The 22,247-nt window shown below is 65.4% G+C and carries 22 protein-coding genes and 1 pseudogene; 9 read left to right on the plus strand and 14 right to left on the minus strand.

The annotated features are described in order from the left end of the window. Positions 1 to 3: 3 nt before the first annotated feature. Positions 4 to 852 (plus strand): phosphodiesterase, encoded by an 849-nt coding sequence (locus tag CFE42_RS00980; RefSeq protein WP_052035671.1) that lies wholly within the window; start codon positions 4 to 6, stop codon positions 850 to 852. Here the strand turns inward: CFE42_RS00980 and CFE42_RS00985 are convergent. After that, complete coding sequence (locus CFE42_RS00985; protein WP_004626876.1) at positions 849 to 1,103, minus strand: NAD(P)H-dependent oxidoreductase; 255 nt, start codon at positions 1,101 to 1,103, stop codon at positions 849 to 851. The genes CFE42_RS00980 and CFE42_RS00985 overlap by 4 nt on opposite strands. A gap of 21 nt (positions 1,104 to 1,124) precedes the next feature. Between CFE42_RS00985 and CFE42_RS00990 the strand changes: the two genes are divergently transcribed. Then, a complete protein-coding gene (locus CFE42_RS00990) occupies positions 1,125 to 1,844 on the plus strand; it encodes a LysR substrate-binding domain-containing protein (RefSeq protein WP_004626873.1) in 720 nt (239 codons plus the stop codon). Here CFE42_RS00990 and CFE42_RS00995 read toward each other — a convergent pair. From CFE42_RS00995 to CFE42_RS01005, 3 genes are read right to left on the minus strand one after another with little or no spacing between them, the layout of a single operon-like run. Next, positions 1,833 to 3,308, minus strand: coding sequence for an amidase (locus CFE42_RS00995; RefSeq protein WP_004626871.1), 1,476 nt, complete (start codon positions 3,306 to 3,308; stop codon positions 1,833 to 1,835). The genes CFE42_RS00990 and CFE42_RS00995 overlap by 12 nt on opposite strands. Before the next feature lie 20 nt (positions 3,309 to 3,328). Further along, positions 3,329 to 4,543 carry a M20 aminoacylase family protein gene (locus CFE42_RS01000; protein WP_004626869.1) on the minus strand — a complete coding sequence of 405 codons (1,215 nt, stop codon included), beginning with the start codon at positions 4,541 to 4,543 and terminating at the stop codon, positions 3,329 to 3,331. 43 nt (positions 4,544 to 4,586) lie between these two features. After that, on the minus strand, positions 4,587 to 5,891 hold the full coding sequence (locus CFE42_RS01005; protein WP_004626868.1) for an MFS transporter: 1,305 nt from the start codon (positions 5,889 to 5,891) through the stop codon (positions 4,587 to 4,589). A 217-nt stretch (positions 5,892 to 6,108) separates the two neighbouring features. Here CFE42_RS01005 and CFE42_RS01010 point away from each other — a divergent pair, with 217 nt between their 5' ends. Next, positions 6,109 to 7,026: a LysR substrate-binding domain-containing protein gene (locus CFE42_RS01010; protein ID WP_012761975.1), complete on the plus strand. Its 918-nt coding sequence runs from the start codon at positions 6,109 to 6,111 to the stop codon at positions 7,024 to 7,026. 3 nt (positions 7,027 to 7,029) lie between these two features. Here CFE42_RS01010 and CFE42_RS01015 read toward each other — a convergent pair whose 3' ends face one another. Further along, positions 7,030 to 7,992: an AraC family transcriptional regulator gene (locus CFE42_RS01015; RefSeq protein ID WP_004626864.1), complete on the minus strand. Its 963-nt coding sequence runs from the start codon at positions 7,990 to 7,992 to the stop codon at positions 7,030 to 7,032. A gap of 119 nt (positions 7,993 to 8,111) precedes the next feature. Here CFE42_RS01015 and CFE42_RS01020 point away from each other — a divergent pair, with 119 nt between their 5' ends. Together CFE42_RS01020 and CFE42_RS01025 are read left to right on the plus strand one after the other, a co-directional pair. Further along, positions 8,112 to 9,323, plus strand: a complete 1,212-nt coding sequence (locus CFE42_RS01020; RefSeq protein WP_004626861.1) for an MFS transporter — start codon at positions 8,112 to 8,114, stop codon at positions 9,321 to 9,323. Between the two features lie 215 nt (positions 9,324 to 9,538). Continuing rightward, a pseudogene (locus CFE42_RS01025) lies at positions 9,539 to 9,661 on the plus strand (DEAD/DEAH box helicase); the annotation flags it as partial. A gap of 249 nt (positions 9,662 to 9,910) precedes the next feature. On the opposite strand, the gene CFE42_RS01030 reads toward CFE42_RS01025, so the two are convergent. From CFE42_RS01030 to CFE42_RS01045, 4 genes are read right to left on the minus strand one after another with little or no spacing between them, the layout of a single operon-like run. After that, the gene (locus tag CFE42_RS01030) at positions 9,911 to 11,248 is read right to left on the minus strand and encodes an MFS transporter (protein WP_004626860.1); all 1,338 of its coding nucleotides are present in this window, start codon (positions 11,246 to 11,248) and stop codon (positions 9,911 to 9,913) included. A gap of 56 nt (positions 11,249 to 11,304) precedes the next feature. Beyond that, positions 11,305 to 11,952 carry a 3-isopropylmalate dehydratase small subunit gene (leuD, locus tag CFE42_RS01035; protein WP_004626859.1) on the minus strand — a complete coding sequence of 216 codons (648 nt, stop codon included), beginning with the start codon at positions 11,950 to 11,952 and terminating at the stop codon, positions 11,305 to 11,307. Next, the gene (gene leuC / locus CFE42_RS01040; RefSeq protein WP_004626858.1) at positions 11,939 to 13,381 is read right to left on the minus strand and encodes a 3-isopropylmalate dehydratase large subunit; all 1,443 of its coding nucleotides are present in this window, start codon (positions 13,379 to 13,381) and stop codon (positions 11,939 to 11,941) included. Before leuC ends, leuD begins: the two co-directional genes overlap by 14 nt. A 14-nt stretch (positions 13,382 to 13,395) precedes the next feature. After that, complete coding sequence (locus CFE42_RS01045) at positions 13,396 to 14,601, minus strand: CaiB/BaiF CoA-transferase family protein (protein ID WP_004626857.1); 1,206 nt, start codon at positions 14,599 to 14,601, stop codon at positions 13,396 to 13,398. A 155-nt stretch (positions 14,602 to 14,756) separates the two neighbouring features. On the opposite strand from CFE42_RS01045, the gene CFE42_RS01050 reads away from it, so the two are divergent. The 4 genes from CFE42_RS01050 to CFE42_RS01065 all read left to right on the plus strand — a co-directional run bounded on the left by CFE42_RS01050 (position 14,757) and on the right by CFE42_RS01065 (position 17,384). Beyond that, positions 14,757 to 15,656: a LysR family transcriptional regulator gene (locus tag CFE42_RS01050; RefSeq protein WP_004626856.1), complete on the plus strand. Its 900-nt coding sequence runs from the start codon at positions 14,757 to 14,759 to the stop codon at positions 15,654 to 15,656. 85 nt (positions 15,657 to 15,741) lie between these two features. Further along, positions 15,742 to 16,737: a hydroxymethylglutaryl-CoA lyase gene (locus CFE42_RS01055; protein ID WP_004626855.1), complete on the plus strand. Its 996-nt coding sequence runs from the start codon at positions 15,742 to 15,744 to the stop codon at positions 16,735 to 16,737. An 82-nt stretch (positions 16,738 to 16,819) separates the two neighbouring features. After that, positions 16,820 to 17,167 (plus strand): hypothetical protein, encoded by a 348-nt coding sequence (locus CFE42_RS01060; protein ID WP_004626854.1) that lies wholly within the window; start codon positions 16,820 to 16,822, stop codon positions 17,165 to 17,167. A gap of 7 nt (positions 17,168 to 17,174) precedes the next feature. Then, on the plus strand, positions 17,175 to 17,384 hold the full coding sequence (locus CFE42_RS01065; protein ID WP_004626853.1) for a DUF1653 domain-containing protein: 210 nt from the start codon (positions 17,175 to 17,177) through the stop codon (positions 17,382 to 17,384). Positions 17,385 to 17,479: 95 nt separating this feature from the next. Here CFE42_RS01065 and CFE42_RS01070 read toward each other — a convergent pair whose 3' ends face one another. From CFE42_RS01070 to bioA, 5 genes are all read right to left on the minus strand, one after another. Next, on the minus strand, positions 17,480 to 18,004 hold the full coding sequence (locus CFE42_RS01070) for a hypothetical protein (protein WP_004626852.1): 525 nt from the start codon (positions 18,002 to 18,004) through the stop codon (positions 17,480 to 17,482). A 165-nt stretch (positions 18,005 to 18,169) separates the two neighbouring features. Continuing rightward, positions 18,170 to 18,688: a hypothetical protein gene (locus CFE42_RS01075; RefSeq protein WP_004626851.1), complete on the minus strand. Its 519-nt coding sequence runs from the start codon at positions 18,686 to 18,688 to the stop codon at positions 18,170 to 18,172. Positions 18,689 to 18,725: 37 nt separating this feature from the next. Beyond that, positions 18,726 to 19,433, minus strand: coding sequence for a dethiobiotin synthase (bioD, locus tag CFE42_RS01080; RefSeq protein WP_004626850.1), 708 nt, complete (start codon positions 19,431 to 19,433; stop codon positions 18,726 to 18,728). A gap of 1 nt (position 19,434) precedes the next feature. Next, complete coding sequence (gene bioF, locus CFE42_RS01085) at positions 19,435 to 20,682, minus strand: 8-amino-7-oxononanoate synthase (protein WP_004626849.1); 1,248 nt, start codon at positions 20,680 to 20,682, stop codon at positions 19,435 to 19,437. Then, a complete protein-coding gene (bioA, locus tag CFE42_RS01090; protein ID WP_004626848.1) occupies positions 20,669 to 22,084 on the minus strand; it encodes an adenosylmethionine--8-amino-7-oxononanoate transaminase in 1,416 nt (471 codons plus the stop codon). Before bioA ends, bioF begins: the two co-directional genes overlap by 14 nt. Positions 22,085 to 22,247 lie beyond the last annotated feature (163 nt).

Below are 22,247 nucleotides of genomic sequence, written 5' to 3' on the forward strand. Positions count from 1 at the left end.
CCGATGCACTTCCTGCAACTGACAGACCTTCATATCAAGCGCCCGGGGCGACTGGCTTATCGGCGCGTAGATTCGGCGGCCTATTTGTCACGCTGCGTGGCACATATCCTGGCACAGCCCGAGAAACCAGACGCTATCGTCCTGACCGGCGATCTGGTCGACGCCGGCGCGCCCGAGGAATACGCCCACCTGCGTGCGGTGCTGGCGCCGCTCGATGCGGCAGGCATCCGCATGCTGCCGGTGCTCGGCAACCACGATGGCCGTGATGCCGCACGCGAAGCCTTTGCCGATTGGCTCGCGCCAATTCCGGCCGCCGCGCAGGACACGAGTGCATTCCAGTACTGGACCGACATTGGCGACGTGCGCCTGATCGTGATCGACACGCTGGACACCGGACATCCGGGCGGCCGTCTGGGCTTACCGCGCCTTGATTGGGTGGCCGAAGCGCTGGCATGCGAAACGCAACGCCCGACCGTCATCGCCATGCACCATCCGCCATTTGCCACCGGCATCGGCCACATGGACGTGCAATCGCTCGCCGAAGAAGATATCCCGGCCTTCGCGCAGATCGTGCGTGCCGCCGGCAACGTCGAGCGCATCATCTGCGGGCACCTGCATCGCTCCATCGACGTGCGTTTTGCGGGCACGGTGGCGTCCACTTGCCCATCGCCGGCACACCAGGTCGCACTGGATCTGGACCCTGATGCTGCGCCCGGTTTTGTCATGGAGCCACCGGCCTACAAGGTCCATGCGTGGGTGCCGGGGCAAGGCTTGGTGAGCCATCTCGCCTACGTGGGGCAATTCGATGGCCCGCATCCGTTTTTTGAGCCGGACGGCCGGCTGATCGACTAGGCCGCTTCCACGGCGGCCGCCAGACGGGCGACCAGCGCATCGGCCTCGCTTTCCGCCGATGCGATGGACGCGCGTAACCGCTTGTCGGCAAATTCGTCGTATTCGATCGCGACGGATGCCACATCCGTGACGCCGATGTAGCCGAATGCCGTGGCGACGCCGGCCTCGACGTGGTTCAGGTGGGCAATGTGCTGGCCGGGGCCGTAACCGAAATCGCCGCGTGCGCTGAGGATGACGAGGCGCTTGTTCATGCCGGCCAGCAGCTGTATCCGATGCTCAACACCGGCTTTGATGCGTTTGCGCAGGCCATCGATGCCATTCGTAGCTCCCAAGCGCAACCGGGGCGTCAGCGCGTGACGCTCACGGCACCGATGGGGGTTGCTGCGCGCTGGCTGGTGCCTCGGCTGGGTGAATTTGCTACGCAGCATCCGGAGGTGGATCTGCGCATTCATGCGTCCGACACCGTGGTCGACCTGCATGGCGGCAGCGCAGACCTTGCCGTGCGCTATGGCGATACGCCCGTCACGGGGAATGGACTCGTCACCGAGCGGCTCTTTGGCGACGCCTATGCGCCGGTCTGCCACCCGGGCCTGAACGTGCGGTCGCACGACGATCTGGCGCGCGTGCCGCTTATTCACTCCGAGTGGCAGCGCACGCTGCCGCAGCCGATTGCCTGGCCGATGTGGGCGCGCGCGGCAGGTATCGAGCACACGCTCAGGCACGACACGGGCATCGTGCTGTCCGACGACGGGCATGCCATGTCGGCGGCAATGGCGGGGCAAGGCGTGATCCTGGCGAACCTGCCGCTGGTGCGCGATGCGCTGGAGGCGGGCACGCTCGTCCAGCCTTTCGCAGCGCCGGTCATTCAGCGCTATGCGTTCTGGGCCGTGGCGCCATCTGCGCGGCTTGAAGACGCTGCCGTGCGCGCGGTGTGGGATTGGCTATGCGCGTGCCGGGAAAACACGGTACGTGTGCATCGCTCAGCCCAATAGCGGCGACGCGGCACGTGCCGGCGCGAACGCTTCGTGCCACGCGGCCGCAAGCTGCAGCAACGCAAACTCCGACCGGGGCGGCGCAATCACCTGCAGGCCCAGCGGCAGGCCATCGGCGGTCAAGCCCGACGGCAGGCTCGCGGCCGGCACGCCCGCCAGCGTGGCGCCAATCACGACTTCCATCCAGCGGTGGTATGTGTCCATCGCGCGGCCTGCTACGGCCTTGGGCCAGTGCTCTTCGGCGGTGAAGGGCGCAACCTGCGTGCAAGGCAGGACGAGGAAATCGTAGTGCGCAAACTGCCGCAGCAGCGCCTGGTACCAGCTTGCCCGTGTGGCGATGGCTCGGTTGATGTCGATGGCGGTGCGGCTGCGTCCATGCTCGATCTCCCAGATGGCTTCGGGCTTGAGCAAATCGCGCGTGGCGGCGTTGGCGTACAGCAGCCCGAGGTTGCCGGACACACTCAGCGCGCGCAGCGTGCACCAGCATTCCCACAGCGCATCCATGGCGAAGAAGGGCCGTACGGTTTCGACATGACAGCCCAGCGTATCGAACGTATCGAGCGCGTGCTCGTTGACGGCCAGCACTTCGCGGTCGACGGCAAGGTAGCCACCGAAATCTCCCAACCAGCCAATGCGGGCCTGCCGGAAATCCCGGTGCAGCGGCTGCATGAAGCACGCCGGATCGTCACTCAGCGACAGCGGCGCACGCGGGTCGTAGCCGGCCTGCGTGGCGAGCAGCCACGCGAGGTCGTGCGGATTGCGCGCCATGGGGCCTTCAGTGCCCAACTGCTGGAAGAACACGTCGCCGGTCGGTCCGTAAGGCACGCGACCGAGGCTTGGACGCAGGCCGTAGATGTTGTTCCAGGCGGCGGGGTTGCGCAGCGAGCCCATCATGTCGCTGCCGTCGGCCACGGGCAGCATGTTCAGCGCCAGCGCGGCGGCCGTGCCACCGCTGCTGCCGCCGGCCGAGCGCTCGGGGTTCCAGGCGTTGCGCGTAGTGCCGTACACGCGGTTGTAGGTGTGCGAGCCGAGCCCGAACTCAGGCGTATTCGTCTTGCCGATCAGCACCGTGCCTTGCCGGCGAATGCGCTCGACGACGATGCTGTCATGCGTCGGCACATTGCGCGCCATGGCGAGACTGCCCATCGCCGTCACCATGCCTGCGGTGGCCGCAAGATCCTTGGGCGCTTGCGGAAAGCCATGCATCCAGCCGCCGGACAAACCTTGCGACAGCAGCACATCCCGCTCGCGTGCCTGGTCGATGGCGGATTCGGCATCGATGCGGGCCACGACGGCATTGACCGTCGGGTTATGACGATCGATCTGCGCAAGGAACGCTTCCATGACTTCCACGCACGACACATCGCGCGCGTGGATACGCCGGGACAGTTCGATCGCGCTCCATTGGACGATCTCTTCGTTGGCGGCCGCAGGTGTTGCAGCTTGGCTCGGATTCGCTTGCATTGCTTGACTCGAAGTTCACTTCACGCGGCGCTCAGGTAGGTTTGCGCCAGACGCACCCAGGCGGCTGCGCCCAACGGCAACACCTGGTCGTTGAAGTCGTAGCCGGGGTTGTGCACCATGCAGCCGCCGAATTCGCCTTCGCCATTGCCGAGGATCAGGTAGCAGCCCGGCACTTCATTGAGCATCCAGGCAAAGTCTTCGCTGCCGTTGAGCCCCTTGGGCGCCTGGGTGACGACGTTGGCCGCGCCTACCAGTTCGGTACATACCCGCTGCGCCAGTTGCGTCTCGGCCTCGGTATTGACCATGGGCGGCGTCAATTGACGATAGTCGATCTGCGCCTCGACGCCATGGGCCTGTGCGGTGAGGCTGACAATCTCGCGAATGCGGATTTCCACCAGCGCACGCGTTTCCGGCCGCGCTGCGCGCACATTCAGGCCGATCGTCACCGATTCGGGAATCACGTTGTGCGTTGCACCGCCGCGAATGAAACCGACCGACACCACCGCCGTGTCGTCAGGCGCGACATTGCGTGCGACCACGGTTTGCAACGCGGTGATGATGGCGGCCGACGCGGCAATCGGATCCCGCGCGCGATGCGGCATCGCACCGTGTCCGCCCATGCCCTTGATGGTGACGTCGGCCACGTCGGAAGACAGGCTCACCGGCCCTGGCAGCACGCGGAAGCTGCCCGCCGGCACGCCCGGCATATTGTGCAAGGCGTAGACGGCATCGCAGGGGAAGCGCTCGAAGAGGCCGTCTTCGATCATGGCGCGCGCACCGCACAGGTTTTCTTCATCGGGCTGGAAGATGAGGTTCAGCGTGCCATCAAAATCGCGGCTCTCGGCCAGCGCCTTGGCTGCGGCGAGCAGGATGGCGGTGTGCCCGTCGTGGCCGCACGCATGCATCTTGCCGTGGTTGCGGCTGGCGTAAGGCAGGCCGGTCGCTTCAACAATGGGCAGGGCGTCCATGTCCGCGCGAATGCCAAGGCGGCGCGTGCCGTTGCCCAGCTTCAGTTGGCCCACCACGCCGCTCTTGCCGATGCCCGTGTGCACCTCGTAACCCCAACTCTTGAGCAGATCGGCCACCAACGTGCTGGTGGCGCCCACCTCGAAACCGAGTTCGGGCTGCGCGTGGATCTGACGGCGGATGTTGACGAACGTTTCTGCATCGATATGGACGGGCGGCAGGAGATGCGGCAACAGTTGGAACGGCGTGAGCGTGGGGGCTTTCGTCATGTCGGGGCTCCGGGGGTTGGAGGTTGGAGATGGGAATCCGGGGTCAATCGGTTTCGCGCGCTTCGCGCAGGCTCAGCACGGTCAGCAGCGTGATGGCGCTGCACGCCATCATGTAAAAGGCAGGGGAGAGCGGATTGCCGGTGCGGGCCAGCAGCCACGTCACGACAAACTGGCACGAGCCGCCAAACACCGTGACGCCGATCGCGTAGATGACCGACAGGCCGCTGGCGCGCACCTTGATGGGCAGCAGCTCCATCATCATGAGCAGCATGGGCGTGGTGCCCAGGTACAGCGTGCCGGTGAGCAACGCCGACAGTGCCAGCACCAGCGGCACGCTCGGGTAATGCGTCATCAGCCAGAAGGCCGGATAGAGCGCCGCCACGGTGACCAGCGTCGCACCCACCACCAGCGGCTTGCGGCGCGGTAGACGGTCGGCCAGCCAACCGGAGAGGAGCGACGCGCCGAAGCTCGTCAGCCCCGTCACGCAACCGGCCAGCAGCGACAGCGAAGCCGGCAGATGCAGCTCGCGGATCATGTAGGTCGGCATGAAGTAGATGACCAGATACGTGCCGACTGTCCCGCCGATGATCGTGAGCACGCCCTTGATGACCAGCCCGCCGTGATCTCGGAACAAGGTGCCGAGCGGGCTCGGCGCATGCGCCTCGGCGGTGTGCGTTTCATCCAGGTGCGAGCGGATATACAGGCCCACCGGCGCAATCAGCAGGCCAAGGAAGAACGGCACACGCCAGCCCCAGCTCTGCAGCGCTTCCGGCGACAGGCTGCCGTACAGAACGGCCGCAGTCAGCGCGCCGCACAGCGCTGCAATGCCCTGGCTGCCCAACTGCCAGCTCACGCGAAAACCGCGCCCGCGGATACCGCCGGACTCCATCAGCATCGCCGTCGACGCGCCGATTTCACCGCCCAGCGAGAAGCCCTGCAGCAACCGCCCGGCAAGGATCACCAGCGGGCCGAGCAGGCCTGCGGTGGCGTATGTCGGCGCAACCGCCAGGCACAGCGTGCCGATGACCATCAGCCCGATTGTCAGCGTCATCGCGGCCTTGCGTCCGTGGCGGTCTGCGTAGTTGCCGATGACGAAACCGCCCAGCGGCCGCATCACAAAGCCGATGCCGAACGTCGCCACCGCGAGCAGCAACGAGCCGTACGCGCTGTCTGACGGAAAAAACAGCTTGCCGATCATCAGCGCGAAGAAGCTGTAGACCGTGAAGTCGTACATCTCCAGCGCATTGCCGATCGAGCACGCGGCGATCAATCGCGCCTGGCCGGCGGGCTTGGGCGCAGCAACGGCCGAGGCGGGCAGGGCCGTAGTCTGCAAGGTGGCGTCGTTCATGGGGTCTCCGTCCACGATGTTGGAAAGGGCTTCTCTGAGCCTTGGGTGCTTGCAGTATTCAGGGAACACGGGCGCTGAAAAAATCGCAAATATTCATCTCGATAACCAAATAGAATCACCGTCATAACCGGCATATATCCGCTATCAGGGAAAGCCCGTGAAGGCGTGAGGCGAGACGCACACCCAACCGTGTGCAATGAGCGAGGAGGAGAGCGAGGTGAAGCTGCACCAGTTGCGCATCCTGCTTGCCGTGGCACAGCACGGCAGCATTCACGAGGCCTCGCGCGGGTTGCATATCTCGCAGCCGGCGTTGTCCAAGGCGATTGCGGAACTGGAACGGGAGCTCGGCGTCACGCTGCTGTCGCGTTCGGTGCGCGGCGTGAGCCTGACGGCGTATGGGATGGCGCTCGTCAAACGGGCCAGCGTGGTCGAGCAGGAACTGCGTCACGCGCTGGAAGACATCGAAGCCATTCGCGGCCACGCAGAGGCCGAACTGAACATCGGCTTTACCGCCGTCGCCTCCAGCGGCCCGCTACCGGATGCCATGGCGGCATTCCGCACGCGCTTTCCCAATGTGGCGTTGCGCGGTTTCGAACAGCGCTCGCAGCAGATTCTTGAAGGTCTGCGCGAAGGCCGCATCGATCTGGGATTGATCTCAACCAACAGCGGGCCCGGCACGAGCAGCTTCCAGTGGGAGCCGTTATTCTCCGTGCCGATGCGCTTGGCGGTGCGCCCCGGTCATCCGCTACGGCGCACGCGCAAGCTGCGCTCGCTCCTGGATGCCGACTGGCTGGTGCTGGACCCGCTGGATGACCCTGGCAGCCCGATGGCAAGCCTAATGCGGCTGCACCGGCTGGAAATCCCGCACCGGATCGTGCAGAGCGGCTCCAACTTGCTCGGCCTGCAACTGGCTACCAAGACGGACCTGGTGAGCATGTGGTCGGATTTTGTCTTCACCAACACACTGGGGCCGCTGCGTACGATTTCGGGCGCGCTGGAGGTGCTCCCCATGGAAGACGAACTACCCGACTTCAGCGTCTACATGGTCTACCGATCGGCGGACCTGATGACGCATGCCTGCGCGGAATTCAGCAAGGAGATTCGGCACGCGGCGCAGCGCTATCGTCATCGCTGACCGTCACGCGTCGGCTTCGGCACCCTCCGCGCGCATGGCCCCCGGCGGCCGTCCGACCACCCGCTTGAACGCGCGGCTGAACGCAGCGAGCGACCCATAGCCGAGCCGGTACGCGACGGCTTCGATCGCCTCGCGGTCACGCGTGATCCATTGTGCGGCGAGCCGCATCCGCAGCTCGGTCAGATAGCGCACGGGCGTCATTCCGGTCGCCGCCAGGAAGCGCTCGGCAAACACCGAGCGCGAGACCCCGGCTTGCGCTGCCAGCTCCGCGACGCTCCAGTTGCGCCCCGGGTCACGATGCAGGGCGACGATCGCCGGACCGAGTTTCGGCTCGCGCAGCGCCTGCACCCAGCCCGTGGCGTCGCCGCAGCCGCATTCCACCCAGCCGCGCACGATGAAGGCGGCCACCACGTCCGCCAGCCGCGCGAGGATGCCCGCAAAACCTGCGCGCTCCGAGCACGATTCGCGCTCCATCGCGTCGAGCATCGGGCGGATTTCCGGGTAGCGCGCGAGCAAGGTGCCGACGTGCATGAACTCCGGCATCGTGCCCACCAAGGGCTGCATGCCGCCCAGATCCAGCTCCATGCAGGCGCTGAAAATGAGCGCATCGCCCGGGGCCGCTTCCGCCCCGGCGCCAACCGACGCCACCGTGTCGCAGATCTTCGCGGATTCAAAGCCGGCGATCTCGCGGCACGGCGCATCCGGATCGGACAGCAACGCGTGCGGGGTGCCCTGCGGCAGCAACACCGCATCGCCCGCTTCCAGCCGCATCGTCGCCCCCGACGCGTCGCGCAGCAGCACCGGCCCGCGCCCCACGAAGTGAAACTGCGCACGCCCCGGCGCCTTGCCAAAGCTCAGCCCGAAGGGCCGCGCCACATGGATACGGCGGTACTGGACGCCGCTCAGCCGCATGCCGAGCAGCAGCTCGCTGACAAGGTCGTGCACGTCGGGCAGGGGAGTCAGCATGTCGAAAATCCGGACGATTGATCAACAAGGTCGGAGTGTATGCCATAGACCGTCCGGCTATCGGGCCCTACCATGCGCCCTTATTGGTATTTTCCCTGATGTTTTCGACGGAACGACGCATGAATCCCGGAATCTCCACTGCCGCGTCAATTGCGGCTCCGCGTGAACCGGCCTGGGGTGCTGTCTTTGCAATGGCACTGGGCGTGTTCGGGCTGGTCACGGCCGAATTCCTGCCTGCAAGCCTGCTGACGCCCATGGCGGAAAGCCTGGGCGTGACCGAAGGCGTGGCAGGGCAGGCCGTCACGGCCACGGCAACGGTTGCGCTGGTCACCAGCTTGTTGACCGCCGCTGTCACGCGGTCCATCGACCGGCGGCGCGTGCTGCTCGCATTCTCGGTGCTGCTTGTGGCATCCAATCTTGCGGTGGCGTTTGCAACCAGCCTCACGACGATCCTGATCGGCCGCGTTGTGCTTGGCATTGCACTGGGCGGCTTCTGGACCATGGCGACCGCCACCGCAATGCGGCTCGTGCCACCGGCGTTGGTGCCGCGGGCGCTATCGATCATCTTCAGCGGCGTGGCCGTCGCCACGATTGCCGCCGCGCCGCTGGGCAGCTACTTCGGCCACCTGATCGGCTGGCGCAATGTGTTCCTGGCCGCAGCGGGACTGGGGGTGATGGCGTTTGTGTCGCAGGTCTCGACGCTGCCGTCGATGGCGCCAAGTGGCACAACGCGCCTGCGCACGCTGATCGACGTGCTGCGCCGTCCGAGCGTGGGCATCGGGATGTTCGCGACGATCCTGGTGTTCACCGGGCACTTTGCGTTCTTCACGTACCTGCGGCCGTTCCTGGAGCAGGTTGCAGGCGTTGGCGTAAACGGGCTGTCGGCCATCCTGTTGGGCTACGGCATTGCCAACTTCGTCGGCACATCGCTCGCAGGCCGTGTGCTGGAACACCGGCTGCGCCCAATGCTGATCGCAATGCCGGCGCTGATGGTGGTGCTGGGCGTCGCGCTCGTGGCGCTGGGCCGCGCGCCGGTCATCGACGCTGTGCTGATCGCGCTGTGGGGCATGGCGTTTGGCGGCGTGCCGGTGGCGTGGTCGACATGGGTGACGCGCACCGTGCCCGATGAAGCCGAAAGCGCGGGTGGCCTGATTGTTGCAGCCGTACAGCTCGCGATCGCCACCGGCGCGGCAGCCGGTGGCTTGGTGTTCGACGCGAACGGCGCAGCTGGTGTGTTCATTGGCGCCGCCGTGGTGCTGGCCACTGCCGTCGCGACGATCGTGACGGGCGTGCCGAAGCGCGTCGAGGTGGTGCCGGCGATGGCCGAGTGAATTGGCGAGAATGGCGAGATGCGCGCTGCGAGGCTGGCCGGACGATGTCCCGCACCACTCAGCGCATGCGTCTATATTTCTCATAATTTGCATTATGTTAAATAAAAGACACGAGCAAAAACCAGAGCTGCGGCACGCAGTGGGAGCTGTCCGACGTCGTCATCAAGGATGAGGGCCAAAGGCCGCTGTTCCGCTGTGCGCTATGCGGCGCGCGCAGTTATATTCAGGCCGCAAGCCTGCCGATCGCCCCTGCCGACCACGATCTGATCGCGCAGGCAAAAACGGGCAGCGGCAAAACCGCTGCGTTTGCGCTGGCCCTGCTCGCACGGCTCGACGCGCTGCGCAAGCTCAACGCCGACACGTTGAAGGGCAAGAAGGTCAGGGTTCGGCTGATGGACGAATGACGCCGGTACGCGGCCGCAGCGTTTGACGACGCAGATGGCACGTCGAAGCACGGCAGCGTCGCTCGGCACCCCGGCACATCCCTGAGCCTCAGTGCGTGTCGGCAGCGGGCTCAATCCCCTTCTCTTCTCAAAAAAAAGCGCGGCGATATCGCCGCGCAGCCAAAGTGCCGTAGGGATGGGCGCTTAGTGTGGTAGACCTTCCCCCTGCGTTTCCGGCAGGAACCACGGCAATACAAGCCCGAGGACGTAGACAGAGCCAAGCGCCAGTGCCGCATTGGCGACGCCACCGAACGAGTGGATCAACGAGCCGGCGATGATCGGGAACACCCAGGCGATCAGGCGCGCAGCATTGAAGACGAAACTGCACGCGGTCGAGCGTACGGTCGAGCTGAACAGCTCTGCCGGATAGATCGCCATCCACACATAGGCGCAGCCCAGCGTGAAGAAGCCGTTGACGGGCGCGACGACGGACATCGATTCAACCGAGGTCGTCATCGCGTAGGTCACGTAGGTCGTCGCCAGTGAGCCCAGGAACGTCAGGAACAGGAAGCGGCGGCGGCCAATGGCGTCAATGATGAAGCCGGCGGCCATGTAGGCAACAATGGCGCCAACCGTGTAGAGAATCGTGATCTTCGAGCCCCAGCCGGCCGGGTTGGCCAGGCCTTGTTCCTTGGCGAGTCCGATGGTGAAGGTCGGCAGCCAGCTCGAGATCGCCCACCAGCCGACGGTGGTGACCACCGAAAGCAGCAGCGTGACGAACGTACGGCGACGAGCCTCCGGTTCGCGGAACAACTGGGACAGCGTGAAGGGCCGCTTGTCGCTGCCGCCCTTGCCTGCCGCGCCGGTGGCGCTCCAGCGCTTTTCACGCACGGCCTGCTTCCATTTTTCCGACTCCTCGACACCGCGGCGGATGTACAGCACGAAGAACGCGGGCAGTGCGCCGAGGGCAAACATCAGCCGCCAGGTTTCCTGGCCCATCGGGAGCGACGACGACAGACCAAACCAGATCAGCGCAGCAATCAGCGTGCCCCAGCCAAAACCGGATTGCAGGAAGCCGGCGCCCTTGGCGCGCGCCTTTTCCGGCCAGGTTTCGGCAAGCAGGGAGATGCCCGTGCTCCATTCGCTGCCCATCGCCAGGCCGGTGATGAAGCGCAGCGCGCACAACTGCACGAACGTCTGCGAGAACGTGGTCAGGCCCGAGAACAGCGCGTACAGAAAGATCGACCACAGCATCATCCGCTTGCGCCCGACATAGTCCGCCATCACGCCGCCCACCAGGCCGCCGATCCCCCAGCCGAGCAGAGTCACGCCGATGACGATGCCGGCGTAGAGGGCCGGCGTCGCCAGCTGTGCGGGTGTGAGCAGCGAATGCAGCATCGGGAATAGCACGACGACGAGCGCGAAGGCTTCGTAGCCGTCGAAAATCCAGCCCAGAAAGCTGCCGGTCAGCACGCGCCAGTGCGTGGGGGTCAGGTCTGCATGCCAGGGCTTGCCGGCAGCGACCGCCTGTTGGGTTTCCATCGTTGTCTCCTTTGGAAGATAGGGATATGCGGCTGCTTTTTGTGTGTTGTGCCGGCTTATGCTGGTGAGTTGAATAGCCAGGGTTCCGCGGTGCGGCGCGCCTGCTCGAATGCGGCGATGGCGCTGCGGTGCTGCAGCGTCAGGCCGATTTCATCGAGCCCGCGCAGCAGGCAGTCTTTTCGGAACGGGTCGATGTCGAAGCGGTACACGTTGCCGTCCGGCGTCGTTACCGACTGCCCCGCCAGGTCGACCTGCAGCCGATAGCCGGGCGTGCGTGCGACGGCCCCGAACAGGCGGTCTACCACGTCGGTGTCCAGCACGATCGGCAGCAGCCCGTTCTTGAAGCAATTGCCATGGAATATCTCGGCAAAGCTCGGGGCGATGAGCGCGCGGATGCCCCAATCCCGGAGCGCCCACGGCGCATGCTCGCGGCTGGAGCCGCAACCGAAGTTCTCGCGCGCCAGCAGGATCTGCGCGCCCTCATAGCGGGCCTGATTGAGCGGAAAATCCGGCACGCGCGGGCGCGTCGAGCAATCCTGCTCCGGTTCACCGCGGTCCTGATAGCGCCACTCGTCGAACAGGTAAGGCCCAAAACCGGTCTTGCCGATCATCTTCAGGTATTGCTTTGGCAGGATGGCGTCGGTGTCGATATTGGCGCGGTCAAGCGGCACCACCAGTCCGTCAATCGAATCAAAAGCCTGCATCGTTGTTCCTCCCCAAAACATCGGCGCCAAGTTCGCCGACGGCAACGAAATGCCCCGCGATTGCTGCGGCAGCCGCCATTGGCGGGCTGACCAGATGGGTGCGCCCGCCAGCGCCCTGCCGCCCTTCAAAATTGCGATTGGACGTTGATGCGCAGCGCTCGCCCGGCTGCAGGCGGTCGTCGTTCATGCCCAGGCACATCGAACACCCCGGGTCGCGCCATTCAAAACCGGCATCGACGAAGATGCGGTCGAGCCCTTCGGCCTCGGCCTGGCGTTTGACCAGTCCGGAGCCCGGCACCACAAGCGCCTGCACGATGTTGGCCGCAACGTGCTTGCCGGCCACCACACGCGCCGCGGCACGCAGATCTTCGATACGTGCATTCGTGCACGAGCCGATGAAAATCTTGTCGAGTGCGATGTCGCGCAGCGGCGTGCCCGGCTCGAGTCCCATGTAGGTAAGCGCCCGGGTGATGCCTTGCCGCTTGATGGGGTCGCTTTCCTCGGCCGGGTCGGGCACACGGCCGTCGATGGTGACCACCATCTCGGGCGAGGTGCCCCAGGTGACGTGTGGGCGAATCGTGGTCGCGTCGAGTGCGATAGTCCGATCGAACTGCGCCCCTTCATCGCTGCGCAGCGTGCGCCAGTACGCCTGCGCGGCGTCCCATTGCGCGCCCTGCGGCGCACGCGCCCGCCCGCGAACGTAGTTGATGGTTTTGTCATCCACGGCGACCATGCCGCAGCGTGCTCCGGCTTCGATGACCATGTTGCACAGGGTCATGCGTGCATCCATGCTCATCGCAGAGATGGCCGAGCCGGCAAATTCGATGGCATACCCGGTGGCGCCCGCGGTGCCGATACGGCCGATCAGCGCAAGCGCCACGTCCTTGGAAGTCACGCCGGGCGACAGGTCGCCCTCCACCAGCACGCGCATCGTCTTCATCTTTTTGACGATCAGGCATTGCGTGGCCAGCACGTGTTCGATTTCGGACGTCCCGATACCGAATGCCAGCGTGGCGAATGCGCCGTGCGTGGTGGTATGCGAATCGCCGCAGACGATCGTCATGCCTGGCAGCGTGGCCCCCTGCTCCGGCCCGATCACGTGCAGGATGCCCTGACGCGCGTCCTGCATCGGGTATTCGGTAATGCCGAAGCGCGCGCAGTTGCTGCGCAGCGCCTCGACCTGACGCCGCGCGATGTCATCGGTAATGCCGGCGGCGCGGTTGGCGGTCGGCACGTTATGGTCTTCGGTGGCCAGCACTGAGGCGGGCCGCCACGGGTGCAACCGGCTGATGCGCAGTCCTTCGAACGCCTGCGGGCTGGTCACTTCATTGACCAGATGCAGGTCGATGTAAAGCAGCGTGTGGCCATCGTCGGTATCACGCACGGCGTGGCGTTGCCACAGCTTTGCGAACAAGGTCTGAGGTGTCATGTGCGATCCCGCTGTCAGATGATGCCTTCGGCGCGCAGGCTGTCGAGCGCGGCAGCGTCGAGTCCGAGCGCGTGCAGCACCTCGTCGGTGTGCTCACCCAGCTCGGGGCCGACCCAGCGCGTGCTGCCCGGCGTGGCGGACAGCTTGGGCACGATGCCCGGCAAGTCGATAGGCTGGCCATCGGGCAAGGTGTGGCGCTCGATCATGCCACGCGCCGCATATTGCGGATCGCGTGCGATGTCGGCGGCGGTATAGATGCGCCCGCTCGGCACATCGGCTTGCTCCAGCACCTGCAGCACAGCGTCGATCGGATGACGCGCGGTCCATTCGCCGATCACCCCGTCGAGCAGATCGTTGTGCTGCACGCGCTTGGCGTTATCGGCAAAGCGCGCGTCCTCCGCAAACTCCGGCAGGCCGATGGCCTGCATCAGGCGCTTGAAGATGCCGTCGCCGTTGCCCGCGATGATCACGTAGTTGCCGTCGGCACACAGGTAGGTGTTGGAGGGCGAAATGCCCGGCAGGCTTGAACCGGTGCGCTCGCGCACGTGCTCGAACATCGCATACTCGGGGATCAGGCTTTCCATGATCCCGAACACCGCTTCGTACAGCGCCACGTCGATGAACTGCCCGGTGCCGCGATTGGCCTTGACGTGATGCATGGCCAGCAGCGCGCCAATCACGCCGTAGAGGGACGCCAGCGAATCGCCCAGGCTCACGCCCACGCGTACCGGAGGCCGATCGGCGTAGCCAGACAGGTAGCGCAGGCCACCCATCGACTCGGCAATCGCGGCAAATCCGGGCCGCTCGCGGTACGGGCCGCTCTGCCCGTAACCCGAAATGCGCACCATCACCAGCTTCGGGTTGATGGCCGAGAGTTGCTCCCAGCCCAGTCCCCAGCTTTCCATCAGACCCGGGCGGAAGTTCTCGATCACGACGTCGGCATCTTTCACCAGATCGCGGACGATCTGCTGCGCGCGTTCCGACTTGAGGTTGAGCGTGACCGATTTCTTGTTCCGGCTCTGCGAATACCACCACAGGGATGTGCCATCGTGCAGCTTGCGCCATTTGCGCAGCGGGTCGCCGTTGACCGGGGTCTCGATCTTGATGACCTCGGCGCCGAACTGGGCCAGCAGCGTGCCGGCATAAGGGCCGGCGATCAGCGACCCCAACTCGATCACCTTGATGCCTTGCAGCGGCAAGGGTTGATCTGGCTGTGCCATGTTGTCTCCTCTTAACTCCATATCGTGCAGCGCACAACATTGCCGCGCTCGATGAATGCATCATGGACACTTCTCGCCAGACCAAAAAACGCTAAATAATCAAGCGAGCCATCTCCAAAGGAGAAGGCTTCAACACGAAGGGGGAATGGACGACCATGCGTTTCGATCTGGAATCGCTGCAGGTATTGGTCTCGGTAATCGAGGAAGGCAGCCTGGCGGCGGCTTCCGAGCGGCAGCACATCGTGCCTTCGGCCATCAGCCGACGCATTGCGGAGCTGGAAAGCGACGCCGGCACCGCCCTGCTCTATCGGCACAGCCGTGGCGTGGAGCCCACCCCGGCGGGCTCGGCGTTGTACTACCGGGCCAAGCGCCTGATCGATCAGATGCAGGAAATCTCGTCGGAAATGAGCGAGTACGCCCAGGGCGTGCGGGGGCACGTGCGCATGCACGTCAACTTTTCGACCATGGTCCAGTACCTGCCGGGCGACCTGTCCTCGTTCCTGTCGATCAACCCCGACGTGAAGATCGACCTGATGGAGAAAAGCAGCAGCCAAGTCCTGCGCTCGGTCGAAGCGGGTACCGCTGACATCGGCATCTGCAGCCAGCCGGAAGCTGCACCGGGGCTGGAAGTACGGCCGTATCACGTCGATAGGCTCGTGCTGATCGTGCCGCACGACCACCCGATCGGCGCGGCGCGCCACCTGCGCTTTGCCGATACCCTGGACTATGACTACGTGAGCATGCCGCTGGGCGCGTCAATCTCCACGCTCTGCGCGCAGAGCGCCGAGCAGGCCGGCAAGCAGCACAAGATCCGCATCCAGGTGACCAGCTTCGAGGGGCTGCGCAACATGGTGGCGGCGGGCCTTGGCATCGGCCTGCTGCCCAAGGCCAGTGTCAAGCCCTATCTGCGCAACAGCACCCTGCGCATGGTCGAGCTGGATGAGACGTGGGCACAGCGCCCACTGTCCGTCATCACGCGGGGCTACGCGGCGCTGCCGGTGCCGGCCCGGCTGCTGATCGACCATCTGGTATCCCAGGCCAGCGCAGAAAACTAGCGCGAGCCATCTGGTTCGGAGAAGGCTCACGTCCTGATTCTTCAATTGCGCGCTGGCTGCCTGCGCAACACACTGCAGTTCCAGCATGTCCAGCACGGGGAACGCAGTGGTACTCAACGGTCAAGGGAAAAGGGTGTTCATCCAGGAAGTCGCCACGCGCGACGGCTTTCAGATTGAACCGCGCATGGTTCCGACCCAAGACAAGATCGCGCTTGTCGACCGGCTGAGCCAATGCGGGCTGAGCAAGATCGAAGTCACCTCGTTCACCTCGCCCAAGGCCATCCCGACGCTGGCCGACGCGGAAGACGTGATGCGCGGTATCGCGCGCGTGCCCGGCGTCACTTACGCCGCGCTCGTGCCGAATATGCGAGGCGCCGAACGTGCGGTGGACTGCGATGTCGACGAGTTGAACCTCGTGATGTCGGTAAGCGAAACGCACAACCTTGCCAACCTGCGCATGACGCCGGGGCAGTCGTTCCAGCAGGCTGCGCAGGTCGCGGCGGCAGTCCGTTCGAGCCGCACGTCGCTCAACCTTTCGCTCTCATGCGCGTTCGGCTGTCCGATGGAAGGCCAGATCCCCACTGACACCGTGCTGACCTGGGCGGCACGGGCCGTCGAAGCGGGCATCGGCGGCATCACGCTGTGCGACACCACCGGCATGGCCTGGCCCAGCCAGGTGTTCGCGCTGTGCAGTGCATTCCGGCTGCGGTTCCCCCAGACCACGCTGACCGTGCACTTGCACAACACGCGCGGCATGGCACTTGCCAACGTGCTGGCCGCGCTGCAGGCGGGAGTCGATCGCTTCGATGGCGCGCTCGGCGGCCTGGGAGGCTGCCCCTACGCGCCCGGTGCCTCGGGCAACGTCTGCACCGAAGACATGGTGCACATGCTTGAACTCCTGAACTACGACACTGGCACCGACCTTGGCGCCCTGCTGGAGGCTTCGCGACTGTTGCCGGGCCTCATCGGTCATGACACCAACGGTCAGGTCGCCAAGGCCGGACGCACCCACGATCTGCACCCCACGCCCGACTATGTTGAGACGGCCCGGCAGCACGCCCTGTCGAAAGCACCGGCTTGAGTTTCTTGACGGGCCGGTCGTCATGGGTTCCGTGCCGTTCGGTATGATCCCGCCTGTGATCATTTGAATACAGGAGGACACCATGGGCGAAGCCAAACGACGCGGCTCTCAGGCCGACCGCATTTCTCAGGCGCACGCCCGGCTGGACGCGCTGCGTCCTGAAAAGCTGGTCTGCGGTGCCTGTCAGACTGCCTTTACCGAATTTGAAGGCATGGAGCCGCGCGACATGCCCGGCATCCACGCCATTTTCGGCGGCGAATGTCCGAACTGCGGCGAGAGCGTGATCTCGTTCAACGGCGAGCCCGAAGCCGTGGCCGCCGCCATGCTGGCGTACAAGGACGCCATGGAAGACGCCAAGCTCGGCGCGCAGACGCAAGAGGGCAAGCACGTGCCCTACGTCGACGAAGAAGACAAGCCCACCCAACACTGAAGCCGCCATGCAGAACACGCCAACGCGCCGCTACCGTCACTACAAGGGCGGCGAATACGAATGGCTGTGCGAGGCCACATACGAGCCGGATCCCGCCATCAGGATGACGGTCTATCGCGCCGCCAACGGCACGATTTGGACACGGCCATCGACGATGTTCCACGAGATGGTTGAAGTCGACGGCCGGCAAGTGCCGCGCTTCGCGCTGATGGACTGAATGCTGGCGGAAACCGTCTCCTTGCGAGCGGGCCTTCGGGCCCGTTTTACGTATTGGCGCGGCCGCAGCGGTGCTTGGGCGGCGCGCAACGGCCATCAACCCGGCGCGGCCCGTTTCTGGCGCTTGAACCAGGCATGCTCGCCCGGCGCCCGGTCGCGAAATTCGAAGGTGATGCGCACGCGCCGCGAGACCTGCACGTAGACGCCGCACGTCAGCGTCAGTGCCACCGCAACGGCAACGCCGTCGATGAGAGTTGAACGCGCCCCTGGAACGCCGCCGGCCATGAGCATCAGTCCGATCAGCGGCGGCAGCAGCGCCATGTGCACAAGCATGGCCGGCCGGAACGCGCTGTCGTGCGTGGTGGCCAGCACCAGGACCGTCACGCAGGAAATCAGATAAAGCAGCGTAGTCAGGTTGATCGCCCCGCTGCCAGGCGCGTTGGCATTAAATAGATCGGCGCCTGCCAGTTGCAGCGCATCCATCGACAGCCCCTGCCAGAACACCCACGTTGGCCCCGCGATGGCGATGGCCAGCACCCACGGCAGCCATCCGGCAATGCCGTACAGCGGATGTTGGCCCGCTGCGATCGGGTCGATGTCGACCCAGCGATGCGTCAGCATGATGCACCCCCAACAATGCGCGTCCGTTCTGATGACGGTTGCTTTCGGCAAGCGCCGGCGGCGTCTGCCTCCCCTGCCCTCTAGCTTAGGTCGCCGCGCAATGCGCGCAATGCAGGAGGAACCCTGAGCGCACAATCGGATTGCGCTACCTCAACTGTCGGCCCACTATCGGCGGAACAGTCGCGGGCGGTCGGGATCGTAGAGCGGGTCGGGCGTAATCTGCGTGAGTTGCAGGACGCCGGCGGAGTCGAAGTAGAAATGCATCAGCGACGGCCAGACGTCGTCTGCCTTGAAGCGGTACGACCAGACCAGCCGGTCCATGCGTGGGAAATACGCGGTTTCGACCGGCTGACCGAAATGCCGCAGCACGTCATCGCGGGTCCAGACGCCGATCTTGGCCTGGGCAAACTCGAGGCTGCTCAGGACTTGCTTGAAGGCGACGAGCTTGCCGCCGGCATCAAAGTCGGCCGCGTAGGTGAACTGCCCGTACGGTTTGGTCGGATAGAGCCAGCGGGTGCCGCCATCGAGCGGATAGGTTTCGCGCGGCGGCCCGAATTGCGCCTGCACGGCGGGCTCGTCCGCACCCACCAGCCGCTGCCCCTTGGTGACGGGGGACTCCAATGCTGCACATCCTGCCGTCGCCGCCACGACAATCGCTACCGCCAGCCAACGCATCGCCCGCATCACAATGGTCCCTGTTGCACTGAGTGAAGCGCGTAGTTTACCGCCGCGTTTCAGCAGTGCGCGCGAGTAGCGGCGCGATGTCGGCGTGGGCCGCGGCCAGCCGCGCATCGGCGTGCGTCAATCGCGGAATCGTGCCCAGATGCGGTGCGTTGATCCAGCGGCGCAGCGTGGCGACATTGTCGTCAAGCCCCGCCATGGACGGGTCGACCACGTTGCCGACCCAGCCGGCCAGATGCAGCCCGCGCGCGGCAATCGCCTCGGCAGTAAGGGCGGCGTGATTCAGGCAGCCTAGGCGCAACCCGACAACCAGCACCACCGGCAAGCCCAACGCCACGGCCATCTCAGCCGTATCAAAGTCGTCCGACAGCGGCACGCGAAAACCACCAACGCCCTCCACCACAACGGCATCCGCCAACGATCTGGCGTGTGCAAACGCATCGAGAATCGGCGGCAGCGTGATCGTCACGCCTTCGCGCGCGGCAGCCAAATGCGGAGACATCGGCGCGTCGAGCAACCATGGGCAAACGGTGTCGAGCGGCAGATTGACTGACGCGGCGGCGCGCAGTTGCTCGACGTCTTCGTTGGTGCGCGTGGGCGCGCCCGCCAGCGTGCCTGCCGCAATCGGCTTGAGGCCCGCGGCACGGTAGCCGGCGTCGGCGAGCCGGGTCAGCAATGCCGCGCTGACGAGCGTCTTGCCGATCTCCGTATCGGTGCCGGTGACAAAGCAATCGAAGCGTGCGGGCATATCAGGCTGCCTTGGCCGGCTGCAGCGATTGGCCGGCCGCTTCCAGCGCCTGCGCAAGCCGTTCGATGTCTGCATCGGTATGTGCCGCTGACAGCGTGATGCGCAAGCGTGCCGTTCCTGCAGGCACCGTCGGCGGGCGAATCGCGGCGATGCGGATGCCTTCGTGTTCGAGCGCGGCGGCCAGCGCCAAAGCGGGTGCGTTCTCGCCAATCACGATCGGCTGGATGGCCGTGGGCGATGGCATCCACTGCCAGCCGAAACGTGCAGCCAATCGCTGCGCGTGGGAACTCCACACGGCGATGTGGCGGTCGAGGCGGGCACGACGTTCAGCACCCTCTTCGCCTGCAATCAGGTCCAGCGCTGCTTCCACGGCAGACGCAATGCCCGGCGGCGTGGCCGTTGTGAAGATGTACGTGCGTGCGCGCTGCACCAGCCAGTCAATCACCAGCCGATGTCCGACGATGGCCGCGCCCGAGCCGCCGGCAGCCTTGCCGAACGTGCCGACATAGATGATGCGCTGTGAGTGCAGCCCGAAATGAGACAGCACACCCGCACCGTTCTCGCCCAGCACGCCCAGGCCATGGGCGTCGTCCACGATCAGCCAGGCGTCGTAGCGTTCGGCCAGCGCAAGCAGTTCGGGCAGCGGTGCGATGTCGCCATCCATGCTGAACACGCCATCCGTGACGATCAGCTTGTTGCGACTGGTGCTCGCGGCCAGAAGCGCTTCCAGCGCAGCGAGGTCGACGTGCGGATAGACCTTGATCGGCGCCCGCGACAACCGCGCACCGTCGATGAGCGAAGCGTGGTTCAGCGCATCGGAAAAGATCGTGCATTCCTCCGCCTGCCGGATGCCGCCAGCCTGCGCCATGGCACTCACCACGGCCAGATTGGCCATGTAGCCCGTGCAGAAGAACAGCGCATCCGCCTCGGGAATGTGTTCGCTTTGCAGCGCAGCCATGCGTGCTTCCAGCCGCGCGTGCGCAATCGAATGGCCGCTGACCAGGTGCGATGCGCCGCTGCCGAAGCCATATTGCTGTGTGCCCTGCGTCATCGCCTCGGCCAAGGCCGGATGCGCTGCCAGGCCGAGATAATCGTTGCCGCAAAAGCCGAGAATGTCGCGCGGCGCTTCACCGGGCACGCTGATGCGCTGGCTGCGGTCGGTCGGGCTGTACGCGGTGCGGCGCACGCGGCGCAGGTGCGCGGCGTCGATAGCAGCTAGGCCCGCCTGCAGGTCGTCAAGCAATCGCATAGGTGTGTCCCTCTGTTTCGCCCGTGGCTTGGGCCAGCGTGTCTTCAAGCGTCTGCAGCGTGCGTTCGACCAGCGTGTCGGTCTCTTCATCGCTCAGCACATATGGCGGCAGCAGATAGACGGTGTTGCCGATCGGGCGCAGCAGCAGCCCGTGCGTGCGCGCCGTGAGCGCAAAGCGCTCGGCAAAGCGTGCACCGGCCACGTCCGGGTGCACGTCGAACGCGGTGATCATCCCGGTCTGGCGCAGATGGGCAAAACGCGCATCGTGCGACAGTGGCGCCAGGCCCTGAGCGATGCGTGCCGCGGTTACGCGATTGCGCGCAAAGACGTCTTCTTCAGCAAACAGATCGAGCGTGGCCAGTGCCGCGCGGCACGCCAGCGGGTTGCCGGTATACGAATGCGAATGCAGGAAGCTGCGTACCGGCGCATCGTCGTTGAACGCGTTGTAGATGACATCGCGCGAGAGCACGATCGACAGCGGCAGATACCCCCCGCTGATGCCCTTGGACAGGCAAAGCAGGTCCGGCCACACGCCAGCCTGCTCGCATGCGAAGAATGTACCGGTGCGGCCGCAGCCAACGGCAATTTCGTCTGCAATCCAATGCACGCCAAACTCGTCGCACAGGGCACGCACGCCGCGCAGATAGCTCACGTCGTGCATGGCCATGCCGGCCGCGCACTGCACCAGCGGCTCGATGATGACGGCGGCGATGGTGCCCGCGTTGGCGACGAGGCAATCGCGCAGTGCGGCCAAGGCGCGGTCGGCCACATCAGCGGCGGTTTCGCCGGGGCCGACCAGACGTGCGTCGGGCGATGGCACGCGGTGCGACTGCAGGATGAGCGGGTCATACGCATCGCGGAAGACCGCAACATCGGTCACGCCCAGCGCGCCGAGCGTTTCACCGTGGTAGCCGTGTTCCAGGCAGATAAAGCGATTGCGGGCGCCCCGCCCTGCATTCCGATGCGCGTGGAAGCTCATCTTGAGCGCAATTTCCACGGCAGAGGCGCCGTCTGAGCCGAAGAAGCTGTGGCCCAGCACGCCGCCCGTCAGATCGATCAGGCGCTCGGCCAACTCCACAGCCGGGCGATGTGTGGCGCCCGCCAGCATGACGTGCTCCAGCGAATCGAGCTGCGTCTTGAGCGCAGCGTTGATATGCGGATTGGCGTGGCCGAACAGGTTGACCCACCACGAGCTGGTGCCGTCCAGGTAGCGCTTGCCGTCAAAGTCGATCAGCCACGGGCCCTGGCCGCGCGCGATCGGCAGCGGCGGCATGGCATCGAGCCGTGCGTTCTGCGTGCACGGATGCCAGACGGCCGCGCGGCTGCGCGCCTGCCACGCCGTGTTGGCCGAGCAGGCACCTTGCGCGCCGGCAGCCGGCACAGGAATGGGGGGATACGCCATACGAACCTCCAGTCAACAACACCGGCCCGCATCATGCTGCAAAGCGGAACCGGCACATGGCGGCGTATGGTAGGTGCCTTGCGGATCAAACGACAAGCGGACAGATCGACGCTTTTTGTCGGCGAAATCATTGCCAATGCACGATGATGAGCGCTTTATCCGC

This window comes from Ralstonia sp. PBBBR1, from assembly GCF_002256165.1.
In the GTDB taxonomy this organism is placed as follows: domain Bacteria; phylum Pseudomonadota; class Gammaproteobacteria; order Burkholderiales; family Burkholderiaceae; genus Ralstonia; species Ralstonia thomasii.